This window comes from Brevibacillus laterosporus LMG 15441, assembly GCF_000219535.2.
In the GTDB taxonomy this organism is placed as follows: domain Bacteria; phylum Bacillota; class Bacilli; order Brevibacillales; family Brevibacillaceae; genus Brevibacillus_B; species Brevibacillus_B halotolerans.
This window is the reverse complement of record NZ_CP007806.1, coordinates 3,942,501-3,957,384: the sequence shown is the minus strand read 5'-3', so window position 1 is coordinate 3,957,384 and position 14,884 is coordinate 3,942,501. Positions and strand designations below refer to the sequence as shown.

At 41.9% G+C, this 14,884-nt stretch carries 10 protein-coding genes (1 of these 10 running past the window's edge); 7 read left to right on the top strand and 3 right to left on the bottom strand.

Annotated elements, in window-relative coordinates; genetic code table 11:
• The first annotated feature begins 20 nt into the window (after positions 1 to 20).
• Positions 21 to 353, top strand: coding sequence for a DUF1904 family protein (locus BRLA_RS17415; RefSeq protein WP_003336576.1), 333 nt, complete (start codon positions 21 to 23; stop codon positions 351 to 353).
• A 76-nt stretch (positions 354 to 429) separates the two neighbouring features.
• Here the strand turns inward: BRLA_RS17415 and BRLA_RS17410 are convergent, their stop codons facing one another.
• A complete protein-coding gene (locus tag BRLA_RS17410; protein ID WP_003336578.1) occupies positions 430 to 912 on the bottom strand; it encodes a small multi-drug export protein in 483 nt (160 codons plus the stop codon).
• A gap of 551 nt (positions 913 to 1,463) precedes the next feature.
• Here BRLA_RS17410 and BRLA_RS17405 point away from each other — a divergent pair.
• Positions 1,464 to 5,438, top strand: a complete 3,975-nt coding sequence (locus BRLA_RS17405) for an S-layer homology domain-containing protein (RefSeq protein WP_003336579.1) — start codon at positions 1,464 to 1,466, stop codon at positions 5,436 to 5,438.
• Positions 5,439 to 5,523: 85 nt separating this feature from the next.
• A complete protein-coding gene (locus BRLA_RS17400) occupies positions 5,524 to 6,396 on the top strand; it encodes a hypothetical protein (protein WP_003336580.1) in 873 nt (290 codons plus the stop codon).
• Positions 6,397 to 6,414: 18 nt separating this feature from the next.
• Here the strand turns inward: BRLA_RS17400 and BRLA_RS17395 are convergent, their stop codons facing one another.
• The gene (locus BRLA_RS17395) at positions 6,415 to 6,789 is read right to left on the bottom strand and encodes a hypothetical protein (protein WP_236867766.1); all 375 of its coding nucleotides are present in this window, start codon (positions 6,787 to 6,789) and stop codon (positions 6,415 to 6,417) included.
• A gap of 805 nt (positions 6,790 to 7,594) precedes the next feature.
• Between BRLA_RS17395 and BRLA_RS17390 the strand changes: the two genes are divergently transcribed.
• The 4 genes from BRLA_RS17390 (at position 7,595) to bluB (ending at position 14,197) form a co-directional block, all read left to right on the top strand.
• Entirely contained in the window at positions 7,595 to 10,654 is a 3,060-nt protein-coding gene (locus tag BRLA_RS17390; protein WP_003336582.1) for a thermonuclease family protein, read from the top strand.
• Entirely contained in the window at positions 10,654 to 12,171 is a 1,518-nt protein-coding gene (locus tag BRLA_RS24835; protein WP_003336583.1) for an immunoglobulin-like domain-containing protein, read from the top strand. Before BRLA_RS17390 ends, BRLA_RS24835 begins: the two co-directional genes overlap by 1 nt.
• 19 nt (positions 12,172 to 12,190) lie before the next feature.
• The gene (locus BRLA_RS17385) at positions 12,191 to 13,396 is read left to right on the top strand and encodes a hypothetical protein (protein ID WP_003336584.1); all 1,206 of its coding nucleotides are present in this window, start codon (positions 12,191 to 12,193) and stop codon (positions 13,394 to 13,396) included.
• A 147-nt stretch (positions 13,397 to 13,543) separates the two neighbouring features.
• On the top strand, positions 13,544 to 14,197 hold the full coding sequence (bluB, locus tag BRLA_RS17380) for a 5,6-dimethylbenzimidazole synthase (protein WP_003336585.1): 654 nt from the start codon (positions 13,544 to 13,546) through the stop codon (positions 14,195 to 14,197).
• A 126-nt stretch (positions 14,198 to 14,323) separates the two neighbouring features.
• Here the strand turns inward: bluB and BRLA_RS17375 are convergent, their stop codons facing one another.
• A protein-coding gene (locus BRLA_RS17375) for an NCS2 family permease (RefSeq protein ID WP_003336586.1) crosses the window boundary here: on the bottom strand, positions 14,324 to 14,884 show its end. The gene runs 741 nt beyond the window's last position; 561 of the gene's 1,302 nt are visible here — the last part of the coding sequence; the start codon falls outside the window, past its right edge; its stop codon occupies positions 14,324 to 14,326.

Genomic DNA, 14,884 nt, shown 5'->3' with positions numbered 1-14,884 from the left:
AACAAAAAGGGGGAATAAACATGCCTCAATTATTATTGCGTGGGATTTCCACCGAACAGGCATGCAACATGAGCGAGTCTTTGCTTTGCGAGCTAGCAGAGATTTGTGACTGTGGAACAGATAATTTTATCATGGAGTGCATACCAACGATCTCTATCTTTGAAGGGAAGCAAGTAGAGACCTATCCTTTTATCCACGTGTATTGGTTTGAGCGAGGAGCAGAGGTAAGGGATCGTTTTGCGGAATGTGTGTCCAGACACGTTTTGGCGCAGGGTATACCGGAAGTAGAGATAGCTTTTAGTGTGTTTGAGACGAATAGCTATTATGTCAATGGAAAAAGATGCTTTGATTAAGCACTATAGTCAAAAGCCTGTGGAATATGATATTCCCCAGGCTTTTTGATTTGTAGAGCAATCGTTATGTAACGAACTATTTCTGTAGTATTCGCATCAAAAATCCATTCTGCTCACCTATATTCATAAGATCAGCTCCGAAATATCCAATGACCATAGCAAGCCCCGTCCATGCAACAAGACTAATACCAATCCACAACAACATTTGTTGTCGGGTTGCCCCAAAAGACATTCCCATTATCGCAGTAAGATGACTTCCGACTAGAGCAGGGCCTAAAATGCTTAGCCCAGGCAATCCATACTTTTTAAAGAGCTGCCTTGCACGCTGCTGACGTTTGCTTGGTTCCTTGTCACCGCGTTTTTTCTGTAACCATATTTGTACTTTTTCCATTAGTAAAATAAGTAGAAAAACAGTAATGGCATTACCCACTAGCGCTACCAAGGAAACGAAAATGGGATTCAGCCCAGCAAAAATTCCAATTGGAATCATTGCTATAACCTCAAACATGGGAGTAGCGGCAAACAGGAAAATGATCAAATAAGGCCAAAGTAGATTCATAGTTGAGAGTTCCTCCTGAGTTTGTTCATCATCTGATGTTTCGTGCTTTGTCTGATCTTACCATCAATACCGATAAGGCTTCATTTTTGCTTTACATAAAACACGACAACAGCCAAATTCTGCTGAGACCGTCTTAGACGACACGATGACCCCAAGTCTTTTTTTAATGTTCAGAAAGTCGCTTCTGTTTGAAATCTTATGTTTAAAGTAAATAATCTATCGCATGATGTCAACGATCAGTTACAGATTGGTTATGTTTTCTTGTCATAAGAAGTCAGATATCCACTTAAAAGGAAAACGGGATTTGATACGCATGAGACGTACTACATGTTACGATGAATGCTTTCATGCTGGTGAGGTATATGTAGGCAGCAAAGGATTGCTTTCTATGGTTGGATGCTATTATTGGAATAAATATGGAAGATAAAAGTTTTTCTCTGTCAAAAATAAAGCTAAAAACCTTAATATTTACAACGTTCTTACCGATATAAAGAAATGGGTATGTTTTTCTTTGAGGAGAAACACACAGTAAAATTAGAGGAGGGGAACGAATGACCAGAAGGATATTGCATGCACTGTTGGCCTTAGTCATGATGCTGACCGTGATCCCGTTTTATCCGATGGGCGCAGGTGCAGCTGGTAGCGGGAATAACTTTATATTTGAAAATCTCCCTGAGATTGTTAATGACAAATATCTATCTCTTGAGGGATCTTTAAATCAGGTTTCTTCCATAGGCATTAGTTATACGGTAACACCGAAAAACGGAAAAGAAGGTCCACAGAAGACAACGGGAGTTATCGTTTCAGATGACGGAAGACGGATTCGTGTTGCAAACATTGAATTGTTCCCAGGTGAAAATACAATTACGTTTCGCGGGAAGAATGGTGCTTCCGAGATAACTTCTTCGTTTAAAGTGAACTATATTGATACGCCGCTTTTGTATAACCTACAGTTCAAATCAGGTGCACAAAAGCTACCTTTGAATGAACAAAGTGCAACAGTTGTAACACAGCGTTTTACAAGTGGTAATGGCATTTTTACAATTGAGGGGAACGCTCCTAACGTTACAAAGGTAATCGTGGAAAGCGACGGAGAGTCACGTTCAGCATTTGTAAATGAATCAGCAGATAACTACTTTATTATCAGTCAGTTGAATTTGAAAAAAGGAAAGAACGTCCTTACATTCAAATTGACCAATAAAGATCAGGTTATTGAATCCAAACGAGAAGTTATTTACTTTGACGGAACGGCTACTTTTTTTGATACAAAGGTATCCGTAAATGGCTCAGCAACTGAGTATGATTTAAAAGATTTTCCAATGCTCTTGTCTAAAGGTACACCAAATGCTGCTGACTTTACCTTCTCAGGTGATTTGATGATCCCTGTGGACAGTAATTTTACCCCAGCTGCAAGTACAGTAGAAATCATGAAGGTTCGCTTCTTTGAAGGTAGCCTATCTGGTACTGCAAAGGCGAATATCACGTTCAAGCATGCAGAGTTAACCAAGCAGCCAGACGGTGCTGAGTATCATCATTACCGCTATAGCTTTAAAGGTGATAAGTTACTTGATGGAAATCCACCTGATGATCCAGGAGCACCAAAGCCAGGAGCACCAGCAGTATTCCCATTTGAGATTGGGAAACGCTATACGGTGGCGATGGATGGATTTAATCCAGTGCAGTCAACTAAAGAAGCTTCTAGCGTATACGATACAAACAGCGATTTTGGCTACACCATCAAGGATGACAGCAAGTTCCAAATTACAGGTGCAGAGTATATCCAATCGGACAAAATACCGGCTGGAAATGAAGAAGGCAATAAATTTGATGCGAATACTACCATTAATAAATTGCCATTCTCTATCGCTCTGCTAACGAAAAATACAGGTACTGTAAACAAAATCACCGTTCATGCGATTGGACAAGGCGGTGGCAAGATTCCTGTTACCGTTAGTCCTGCTACTGGAACCGTTCGCGGTGAACGTCTCTGGTTCACCATTAGGGAACTTCCAGTTAATGGAACGCAAAAGCTAGAGTTTGAGGTTGAGAGCTCAAATGGTAAAGATGAATATTCTCTACAAATTACATCAGCTTCTGGACCAGTTCAAGAATTTGCCAAGATCAAAGACGGTCAGGTTTTTGATTATGATCCAACGATTACTGACTACGAGAAAAAGCTTGTTACTAGCATGGGAGAATTTGAGGGTACTGTTAGCAATGTGGAGCTTGAGGCAGCTAGCTATACAAACGGTACGATCAAGCTGACTTTGAATAACAGCGATATTCCATTAGAGCCAAAAGGTGACAACTATCACTTTAAAATGAAACCCGGTACAAAGGTTAATTTTATTGAAGGTCAAAACACCTTGGTTTTCAGATACAAAAAAGGTAACGTTCTGTACGAAAAAACGTACAAAATTTCGTTACTATCCAACAACTACCCTGAAGTTCCAAAAGGCGGCACAGAAGGAATTTATCCTTATGCAACAGAGAAGCCTTCTAAGGACAACCGCTTTACTGGAAAAGACGGAGTGTATACAACCAAAGAAAAGAAAATGAATGTCTTTGGTACCTTTGATTTTATTGATCTGCCAGATTCAACTTCCGCTATCGAAGGAAGACTTAACGATATGAAGAATGATATTGAGGCTGGTAATGAGCCGAAATATGTACTTGAAATCAAGTCTTCTGATGATAAGTATGATAAAAAATGGATTTTAGGTAAAAACAAATTGTTAATTGATGGAAAAGACACTTGGGGAAGCCAAGAGGTCGACAATTTGGAAGTGAAGTATCTGAAGGACAAAAAATACTTTACCTTCATTCTTTCCGACATTGAATTACCTAAAGATGGTTCAAAACTAGTTTATACCTTTACCGTTTACAATAACGGGGTAAACGGCTCTTCCAAATCAACTTCTCGTTTGGAAGTTCGTGCGCCAGGCTTAATGTACGACATTGTTCGTCCTATTTTGCCGCGTCAAGCTACCTTGAATCAAAACTTTGTTGAAGTAATCATTGATGCACCAGGTGCGGACAGCATTACATTCGGCAAAAATAATGTTGCGACAAAAGTAGACTACGACGGCGATATGGACGGGAAAATTGATTACCCGAACGCCTTTAGAGCGGTCATTACAGATCTAAAACCTAACAAGGCGAACAAAATTAGCTTTACGGTGAAGAGTGCTAATGGCGATGTCGTAAATGATTCGTTCGAGGTATTCTATGCACTAAGTACTATCCCAGGCGCGCAACATATGGCACCAATGACTGCGAAAACGAATATTTTCGAAAAGCAGTTAAACCTGACATTCCCGAAAGATACGTATCTGGTTCGCTACGATTATAACGTACCAGAGAATTTGAGAGGTCAAGTTTTCAAGGCCCATAACATCCTATACGGAATTGCTAACAAAGAGGATGGCGTTGTTGACCGTTTTGATTATCTACAAGAAAGACCGAAAAACTTTGATGATGTGATTAAGGACTTGGGTCGTGATTTCGAGCATTCCTTTGATACACATTTTGTAAAAGCATCGAATGTATTCTGGATGGATGCAGGTTTAGCTGATGATCCAGGTACAAAGGAAGACTATGATCCGTATCCATATGGTATGCTGCCAATCATGCCACGTGCGTTAACAGATAGTCTGAAGCTGTATAACTTTAACGATGTTCCTGTGAATCGCGTGCTTGTACCAAACAAACGCGGTACGCTAGAGCTTGCATACGATGCGAATGTTGTTTCGGATGCAGCTAATCATCTAACCGTAATGAGATATGACCCGAACAAGTTCTTCTGGGAAAATCTTGGCGGTAAGGTGAATGTGAGCAAGAAAACGATCACTGTTCCATTTGACAAGTTTGGCTATTATGTAGTAGCTAAGCTAAACGATTCCTTTGTAGATGTTGTGACTCATCAATATGCACGCAACCAAGTAGAAGCAATGTTTGCTAAAGGAGTTATTAAAGCGGATAACGAAGTGGAATTTAAGCCAGATACAGAAACGACACGTGGTGAATTTACAGCGATGATCGTGCGTGCCTTGCAGCTTCCATTAGTAGAAAAGCCGCCAAGTCAATCGTTTGTGGATGTACCGTTTGATTACAATGGTACTCAGAAGTACGACTACCGTCACATTGAAACAGCAGCGCGTTTGGGAATCGTTCGCGGTAAAGAACCAAAGATTTTCGAACCAAATAGTAAAATTACTCGTGAAGAGGTTGCCGTTATTTTAGCGCGTGCGTTGAAATTAAAAACGGAAACCAATGCAGCAAAAACAACTGCAAACTTAACAAAATTGTTCAAGGATGCACCATTGGTTGATCGATATGCAGCTCCTGCTGTAGTGGAAATCGCCAAGAAAAAACTGATCATCGGTTCTCCAGTAGATCCGAATGACCCGAAACAAGGCTATATCTTTGAGCCAAAAGCTAACATGCTTCGCGGTGATGCAGCGATCTTAATGGCTCGTGTCATGGCAATGCAAAAACTGATTCCAGCTGTTGCTGAAGTCAAGTAGGAACTGGATGAAATAAAAGCGAAAACCTTCCTGGCCATTCTGGTTACAAGGAAGGTTTTCTGCTAATCACAGGGGAGGACGTTGTATGAAAGGATTGAAGTTAGTCGCCTTATCTGCCGCATTGCTTGCGATTGGAGGCACAACCGTTTTCGCGGCAACTCAAGTAGTGAGTCCATATGGGCAAGAGGGAAACTACCAAAAGGTAGCCTTGACGGTAGATCGTTCCCCCATTAACGAGCGTGGAATTGTAATAGACGGCAAGGTATATATTCCGGTTGAACCGTTGCAAAATTTGCGTAAATTAGCTTACATGAAGGATGATGCCTCTTTTGTCACACATCTGTTCTTTGGGGGAACAGGGGGTTCCTCGGCTCTTACTCAGGAAGCCCAACGCGTAATGGGGAATAAAGATGTTCTAAACACCTTAATGCAAAGCATTCCCTACGAATCAAAGAGTTATCATTCAGGCATGATGCTTCAGGATATACAGAACATTGCCTCGCTAGCATCCCAGATGAAAAAGACAACGGATACGTTAAATAAAGCGATCTACAGTAAATTAAATCAAAACGTCACTCCTAATGTGGGAATGCTAAAGCAGACGTACACGTATGCTACAGTTCCGATCGAAATTATGAGAGATCGGATGGAGGCTTTATCTGATGAAATTGGTGATAAAGTAAGCAAAAGTGACAGACGTAGAATGGATGACGTTATTGAACTGCTCAATGATGCAGTAAAATATAAACAAAAATCATTACGCACTTTTGAGGATTGGCTAGAAAGTTCTGATGAAGATGATTTAGAAGACATCCGTGATTATGAAAAGGATGCCAATAAATATATTGATGAAGCCATTAAGTATCTAAATGGGTTTGATGCGAAAAAGCCAGGCCAAAAATATACGAAAAACCTGCGAGATAGCGTACTGGAATGGATTCGAAAATCAAATAAATAAGCAACAAAGGCGCTTCTTTTAACGAGTAGCGCCTTTGTTATTATCACGTATGAAACTCATTTGCATGACCTCTTCTATATCCCCGACCTGAAGTACGAACTGTCTAATCTCCTGATGATCAACCCCATGCCGTTCAGCCTGTTCCTTCAAGGCTCTGAGATTAATCCCGAACTTTCCGGGCTTCTTAGGATGAACCATTAATTCTCCTAACGTGACTGTAAGCCCTAATAAGTCTGGATCGAAGTCTTCTGCATCCTTTCTTTGAAAAGGGGCTGTGATCGGTATATAAGCTCGCTCCTTGTTCCAATCAAGCTCGGTTTCCCGAAAGGTAATGACATACCAGAGGGGGGCTAACCGATTTTCCAAGTAGTCGTAATATACGTTGATTTTCATGATGTACCAATCATCCTTTCCCGGGAAAAGCTTCACATTTTTCCGCGTATACGTCTATCTTATGAGAGAAATCGCTTCTTTTATAAAGCTTAGAAGATAATACCCTTGCGTAGTGAACCACCCTGTTAACTAAAATGCATTTATCTGATGGGTTCAGTCGATGTTGAGTGAAAACGAACTGGTTTACTGGTGAGCTATATGAGAGCGTGATTTCATACTACACGATTTGTACATGCTGTAGATCAACTGCGATTAAAATGAACTATTTTTGCCTTAAAGGAGTAAGGAAGACAGGCATATCTGCTAAAACAAATCAGTGATCATTTATCACGTAAGGCACGGATTCCATTCCCCTTTAACTATATCACCCGGCTGTTAAAGAGCGTAGTGCATTCCTTTTCTGTGTTCATCATCGAACAGATTTCATTTACACCCAATAAAGAATTTCCGAAAAAACAGGCAAACTCTATAACAAAGAGGCAGTCTATATTCTTAAGAGTAATAGTTAGGCAGTCTTATCCTAAACTAATTGTAAAATTTATAAAAAATAAATTAGAATATTTTTACAATTATCTAATATAAGCTTTGTCTAAAATTCACATCAGTATTTTATACTAACAGTGAGAATGATCATAAAAGTTGCATTTCTTGAAAAAATCCTACTAAATGATCATGTAAAAAATGAAACTCTACCATATAGTGAAAATGCCAGAATACTTTTTCCTATTTTTCTGAAATAGGGAATATACTGGCAGGTCTCATTTTCGTTCTTTTTCAAAAAATTACGTAAAAAGGAGTGACTGAATTGTCGCAGCGAAAAAGGTATCTAAAATGGTTGAATGTCTTCATGATTCTCTGTATGGTATGTTCATTTAGCCTACCTGTAGTTGTACAAGCGGCAGAAACATCGGAAGTTCAAGAAGCATTAACGCCACAAGAAACATCAGCACCACAAGACGTGACTCAGCGTGTAAAACAAAAGAAGCTAAAAGTGCAGGACGTATCTGCGGTCAATGGGGAGGTAACCATTACGTTATCTGACATTCCAGAGGATACACCAGAACCAGAGGATTTTCAGCTTTCAGTCAAAGGGGGTCTATTAGAAGGATGGTCTTCACTAGAAGCAACTGATTTCGCTTGGGATGAATCAAGTAAAACCGCTCGTATCCAATTTGAACCAATCAAAGGTGGAGAGCTGGATAAACGGGTAACTGTACGCGTGGATGCGTACGGCTCGAAAAAAACAGCAAAATCTTTTCTGGTACAGGCTACTTCTAGCAAAGTGTTTGCTGTAAAGATAGAAAACCTAGCAGACGATAATATCCTAGAAATCGATTCTGCTTTAGATGGAAGCCTAACTTTGAAAGCGGTTGCATACGATATCCGCGGAAGAGAGGTGGAAGGTAAAGCCGTAAATTGGAGTTCTTCAGATAGACGAGTCGCTTCAGTGAATGAGGAGGGTGTTGTTACAGCTAAAGCAATTGGGCTAGCCATTATCCAAGCGGAAGTGGATCATCGGATAGCACTGTTCCCAGTCCTTGTAAAGAAGCCTGGCCCATCACTAAGCTTGTCTGCTAGTAGCTTACATGAATCGGATGCTAATGATGGGGGGATTTCTGACTCACTTCTAGTGGAACTTCATCATGCCAAGTTTTTGCCTCTGTTTTTGAAATCAAGCGTACAAGTCAAAGGATTACCAGAGGGACTCAGCTACACAGCTAAGCTGGAGAGCGAGGATCGACTTAGAATCACTTTCTTGGGAAAAGCAGTGAAACATGAAGCGAAAGACAGCGTTGATCATGTGTACGTAATCGTGAAGCATGATATGGTATTTGGCGCTCTTTCTCACTTAGTTTCACCAAAATTTTCCATAAATTTCAAAGATTCCAAAAACACGAAAGCACCTGTGTATTTGGATGCGAAGTTAGATGAAGACAATAAGCGAATTACCTTACGTTTTGATGACGAAATTACCTTGGCGGTTTCTGAAGAAGCACTACGCGACGCGATCCAAACAGCTAGGAACGGCAGTGACTTCATTTCTCTTACGGAAGGCGATCTTGTTTCCATTAAAGGACAGTCACTAATCGTTACATTGGCTCAAGGGCTGCGTGGAAACGATAATAAGATACGTTTACAAGCCAATACGATTCAAAATACAGCCGGTAACCTGTTAACAGAGACAGTTGTTTCGGAGTCATTAGCGGCTAGTATTGCTTCCATTGCAGACTTGAAACAACGAGTAAATGAAGTCGTAACGCTTCAAGGGATCGTCACGGCGGATAACGCCTCGCTTGGCGGTGGAAAGCTGTCTACGTATATACAGGATGAGACAGCAGGGATTAATTTGTTTGCAAGTAAATGGACCAGTTATCCAGATCTAAAAGAGGGAGATTTGGTTCAAGTAACAGGGAAGATTGTTGTTTATAAAAATTTGACAGAAATCATTCCGGAAACATCAGAAGATATCGTCGTGGTAAGTACGGGGAATCAGGTGCCTGAGGCAAAATCCTTGACAGTAGCTCAATTAAACCAAGCGGCACTAGCAGAAAAATATGAAGGAATGCTAATCTCCTCGCAGGCATTCTTACTATCTGTTCCAAACAGTGAATCAGGCGGTGGCTATAACCTACGGATGATTGATGAGCATTTCCAAGGCATGACAGTCCGTGTTATGAAAGAGAGCATTGACGTAGCACAGCTTACGGCAGGTAAGTGGTATCAGGTAGAGGGTGTTTTAGCACAATATAATGATCTGTATCAAATACTTCCGCGTAAACAAACGGATTTGCTCCTGTTACAGGATCAACTGCCAACACCTCAGCCAAAAGAAGCTTACCCTTCCATTGTGAAGGATGTGGTGGATGGAGATACGATTCATTTATCTCAGCCAGTTCTTGGGGTAGATACGGTTCGATTTGTCAATATGGATACGGCGGAAACCTATCATATAAAAGATCCTAATTTTGACTATACCCAGGTATACAACGGTACGGACAATAGCAGTAAAGATAAAAACCAAAAAGCTCATGGCGAACGTGCCAAACAGCATCTAAAAAAATTAATAGCTCCAGGAGATTCGATTACGATTAAACCAGCTTCCACACCTATTGATGCATACGGTCGCCTTTTAGCAGAAGTAATTCTTCCAGATGGCCGTAACGTTAATTTGGAAATGGTGAAAGACGGATATGCCAGCATGTATATCATCTGGCCAGTCAAGGATGAGACATTTAAGCAATACGCGAAAGCCGTCAAGGAAGCGAAGCAAGCAGGAATTGGAATTTGGAATGCCCAAGACCCATTGAGTGAATTGCCGTTTGAATTCCGGGCTCGTGAACAGAAAAAGGTACTAAGCCGTCCTGTTGGGGATGCTGGTACAAAATTCTATGTACAGCCTCTCGAATTTCAAAAGGTTGCTGTAGAAAATCGTGTGTTCTTTAACAGCACACAAGAGGCTGAGCAAGCTGGTTATACGTTAGCGCCTACTGAAGAAAAGCATGGCTTGTCAACCATACGGCAATTGCCAGACAAAACCCCGATCGTAACAGCTACAGGGGTAGTAAGTACAGTCTCAGACAGTCGGAATAGCTTTTATATTCAAGATGACAAAGCAGGTATTCTGGTATTCCAACCTACTACACAAACACAGGTGAAGCCAGGAGATGTGATTACCATTACAAAAGGCTTGAAAGATACGTACAACGGAGAAGTTGAAATTATGCAAGCCGAATTCTCGATCACAGGTACGGTCAATGAACCTCAAGCTATTTCTGTAGAGGCAAGCCAGCTAATCAAGAAGCAAGGAATGCTGATTCGCTTGGCGGAAGCAACGGTTTCAAGGTCACTCCTAGTAAGCTTGTAGTGGAGACCTCGACGGGCTCGATTGATGTTTTTTTAGGGAAGTATGGGGTTAGCCTGCCGGAATTACGTGAAAAAGATGCGGTGGATGTAACTGGAATAGCTTCTATTTTTAAAGGCTCGGCTCAGGTTTATCCACGATCTGTAAAAGATATTGTTATTTTACGCAGTGGACTTACCGATGCAGATCGGGTGGCAACAGATAAAGCAGCTCTTTTTGTAGGGGATGTGAGTGGCACAGCTCGGACTGATCTGACTTTGCCTACCAACGGTGCTTATGGCTCGACAATTACCTGGGTATCCGATCAATCAGCCATTATTTCGGAGCAGGGAAAAGTCATTCGTCCAGCAAAAGGTTTGGCAGATGCAAAAGTAACCTTAACAGCTACTCTGAAAAAGGGGACTAGCATGGATACGAAAGTGTTCTTGCTCACCGTACCTGCCCAAACAATCACGGACGAGGAAGCAGTAGAGGCAGTGAAAGCTAGCTTGAGGGTTACCTATGATGGTATTGCTACAAGCGTGTCTCTACCAAAAATGGGTGCAAACCATGTTGCGATCCAATGGAGTTTGCAGGACCAAGCCCATTCAGCCATAGTAGAGCTTGATAATGGACATGTAAACAGAGCTGCTGTTTCCAAGGTAACTGATGTAGTGCTAATCGCTTCAATCAAGTTAGGGTCTGCCCAGTCACAGAAAGCATTTTCGATTAGAGTACTTCCTTTGGGAGATGTACCTCTTGTTCATCCAATTACAGTGACAGACTCGCATATAAAAGGTACAGCTAAGCCTGGAACAGACATTCATGTTCGTACAGGATCGACGTTAGTAGGGACTGACAAGGCAGATCAGGTAGGAGCTTTCGGTGTAAAAATTCCAGCACAGTCAGTAGGAACTGTACTCGAAGTCATTGCTAGCAATCCAACGACTCATTATCAAAGTGAAGCAGCTTATGTATTGGTAACGGAATCAACAGGGGCACCAAGCATTATTAATGTTGGCGATATTACTGCTTCTGTGAGACAAGGAGCCAATTACACCTTACCTACAACTGTATTGGCTTCCATGAGCGATGGGACCAAACAGCAGGTACAAGTAGATAGCTGGAATCCGAATGTAGCAGATACAAGCAGTGAAGGTACATTCAGCTTTGAAGGAACAGTCGAAGGGTATGCGCAAAAAGTACGTTTAAGCTTGGAGGTAACCAAGGAGGGAGCGGGACTGACAGTAGCTCAAGCCCTAGCCCTGCCACAAGGAACGACAATTACACTCGAAGCTTATGTACAGACGGTAGAGCCAAATGCCCAATTTGCAGGCTATGGTATTTATCTTGCTGATCAGCCAGGGGACGAAACTACAGATGCGCTTATCGTAAAATTTGCGAATGCAGACCGCAATGGACCATATGCCGTAGCAAATGCCACCGGTAAAAAAGTGAAAATCACCGGTGTTTTGCATGATAAAGCGTATTTTAGCAAAAAAGGAATTGCCACCTATACACATATTCAACTTGTGCCATAAGAATAAGGAGGGGTCTACGATGTTTCGTTCATCTTATTTGATAGCTAAAAAGCTTTGGAAGGGCGCTCTTGTTGTAACACTAGCAGCTTCCACGTTATTCACGAACTCAGTCTGGGCTGAAGGTCCTCACGATCCGGCTCCGTTTATCTCTGCAAAAGGTACCCCTCTGGGTAAAAAGGTGTTATTTGACAATACGCATGGACAAACAGCAGGAGCGGCAGACTGGGTTATTGATGGAGGCTTCTCTGACTTTGCGAATGCGATCGCTCAAGCCGGCTATGATGTGAAGGAATTACGCAAATCAACACCGATTGTCTATGACGATCTGAAAGAATATACCGTGTTTGTAATTGGAGAGGCCAACATTCCTTATAAGGTATCTGAACAAGCAGCAATGATTGAATTTGTAAAAAATGGCGGTAGCATCTTTTTTATCGGGGATCACTACAATGCAGATCGTAACAAGAATCGTTGGGATGCCTCGGAAGTGATGAACGGATATCGTCGTGGAGCGTGGGCTGATCCAGCTAAGGGAATGAGCGAGGAGGAGCGTAACTCGGAAGCTATGCAAGGGGTAGCAAGCTCTGATTGGCTGGCTGACAACTTTGGTATCCGGTTCCGCTACAATGCGCTTGGAGACATAAATGCAACCAACATTGTGAGTCCTGCTCAGGCGTTGGGAATTACAGAGGGCGTATCTAGCGTGGCAATGCACGCGGGTAGCACACTTGCCATTGTTGAACCGAAAAAAGCAAAGGGAATCGTTTATTTGCCAAAAACAAATGCAAAATGGGCCCATTCTGTTGATAAAGGTGTATATAAAGGCGGTGGAGTGGAGGAAGGCCCGTATGTAGCTATCGCTAAGCTGGGGAAAGGAAAGGCTGCTTTTATCGGTGACTCTTCTCCGGTAGAAGATGCTACCCCGAAGTATTTGCGTGAAGAGAATGGCCAAAAGAAGAAAACCTATGACGGATTCAAAGAACAAGACGATGCTGTGCTACTTATTAACCTAATCAATTGGTTAGCAAAACAAGAGAATTACGAAAACCTTCAGCAGGTACAAGGCTTAAAGCTGGATACGGCGACTCCTCTCATTACAACTGGTCCAGAAAATGAAATTCCGTCCCAAACAATCGAACCACAAAAAGAGCCTTGGGCAGCTCCAGCCGCTGGTTATAAATGGTGGGACCCTAGTACATTTGCTAACGGTTCTTACGGAAAATAAAAAATGTCACAAAAAATCTCCTACTGTTGGTGGGAGATTTTTTGTACGATTAGAAGAGGAATAAAACACTGCTTGATGAGGCTCGACTTCCAACTGTTTTCTAACAATGGGTAACTTGAACAAAAAAACATCTAAGGAGATAAGCAAATGCTTCAATTTACTGAACAAGAAAAACAAGGCGTGTATAAAGCGATTGAAGGGAGACGGGATATTCGTAGTTTTTTGGATACACCATTGCCTGAAGATGCTATTCAACGAATTTTAGAAGCGGGGCATCATGCACCTTCTGTGGGTTTTATGCAACCATGGAATTTTATTATGGTCACAGATCAAGAAATAAAGGATAAGCTAGCTTATGCTGCAGACAAAGAACGACGCGCGCTGGCTATTCATTATGAAGGTACAGACCGCAGTGATCAATTTATGGGAATCAAGGTTCAAGGGCTAAAAGAAGCTCCTCTGACTATCTGTATTACAAATGATCCAACTAGGGGAGGGGCCCATGTCCTTGGTCGCAATTCGATTCCAGAGACAGATGTCTTGTCAGTGGCATGCGCGATTCAAAATATGTGGCTGGCTAGCTGTGCAGAAGGAATTGCCCTTGGATGGGTTAGCTTTTATAAGAAAGCGGATGTCCGTGAAATCTTGGGAATACCTCCGCACATTGAGCCAGTAGCCTTGCTTTCATTAGGCTATACAAATGAATATCCTGATCGTCCGCTATTGGAAGTTCTTCAATGGGAGAAACGGCGTAATTTGCAGGAATTAATTTTTCAAAATGAGTGGGGCATACAAAAATAAGAACACAGTGGCCGCCAAGTCTTTAGGTTGCTGGATCGCTCCTATGCAGGCTGTAAGTATGGTATCTACAAAAAAAGAAGTCAGAATTAAATCCTGACTTCTTTTTTGTCTTTATTTTTGCTTCTATTAATGAGGAACAGCGATTAGTTGAATAGCAAATAAAACGCCAAAGAGATAGACTAATGGATGCACCTGGCGCCATTTGCCTCTTAAAATTTTCATCAGTGGGTATGAAATAAACCCTAGTGAGATCCCAGTAGCGATACTGGAGGTAAGCGGCATGCTTAACAAAACCAGGAAAGCAGGAAAAGCTTCATCTGGTAGTTCCCAATTAATGTGGCGGACACTGCCAACCATCAAGGAGCCAACGATAATGAGCGAAGGAGCGGTGATGGCAGACAATCCTGATACGGCGCTAATTAGTGGACCAAAAAAAGCGCCAATTCCTAGCAACAGAGCAATAAACACGGCAGTAAGCCCGGTGCGACCGCCAGCAGCAACACCAGATGCAGATTCTACATAAGCAGAAGTTGGCGATGTTCCTAGCATGGAACCGAATAGAGTAGCGACAGAATCTGATAGTAGGGCACGTTCAGCTCTTGGAAGCTTGTTACCTTTCATCAGTCCTGCTTGTTCAGCTACGCCAAGTACTGTACCAGTCGTATCAAATAGCGTCACTAGTAAAAA

Bases quoted from the DNA above. Each gene is read 5' to 3' on its own strand.
- BRLA_RS17415 (WP_003336576.1), top strand. From the start codon at position 21: ATGCCTCAATTATTATTGCGTGGGATTTCCACCGAACAGGCATGCAAC.
- BRLA_RS17410 (WP_003336578.1), bottom strand. From the start codon at position 912: ATGAATCTACTTTGGCCTTATTTGATCATTTTCCTGTTTGCCGCTACT.
- BRLA_RS17405 (WP_003336579.1), top strand. From the start codon at position 1,464: ATGACCAGAAGGATATTGCATGCACTGTTGGCCTTAGTCATGATGCTG.
- BRLA_RS17400 (WP_003336580.1), top strand. From the start codon at position 5,524: ATGAAAGGATTGAAGTTAGTCGCCTTATCTGCCGCATTGCTTGCGATT.
- BRLA_RS17395 (WP_236867766.1), bottom strand. From the start codon at position 6,789: ATGAAAATCAACGTATATTACGACTACTTGGAAAATCGGTTAGCCCCC.
- BRLA_RS17385 (WP_003336584.1), top strand. From the start codon at position 12,191: ATGTTTCGTTCATCTTATTTGATAGCTAAAAAGCTTTGGAAGGGCGCT.
- bluB (WP_003336585.1), top strand. From the start codon at position 13,544: ATGCTTCAATTTACTGAACAAGAAAAACAAGGCGTGTATAAAGCGATT.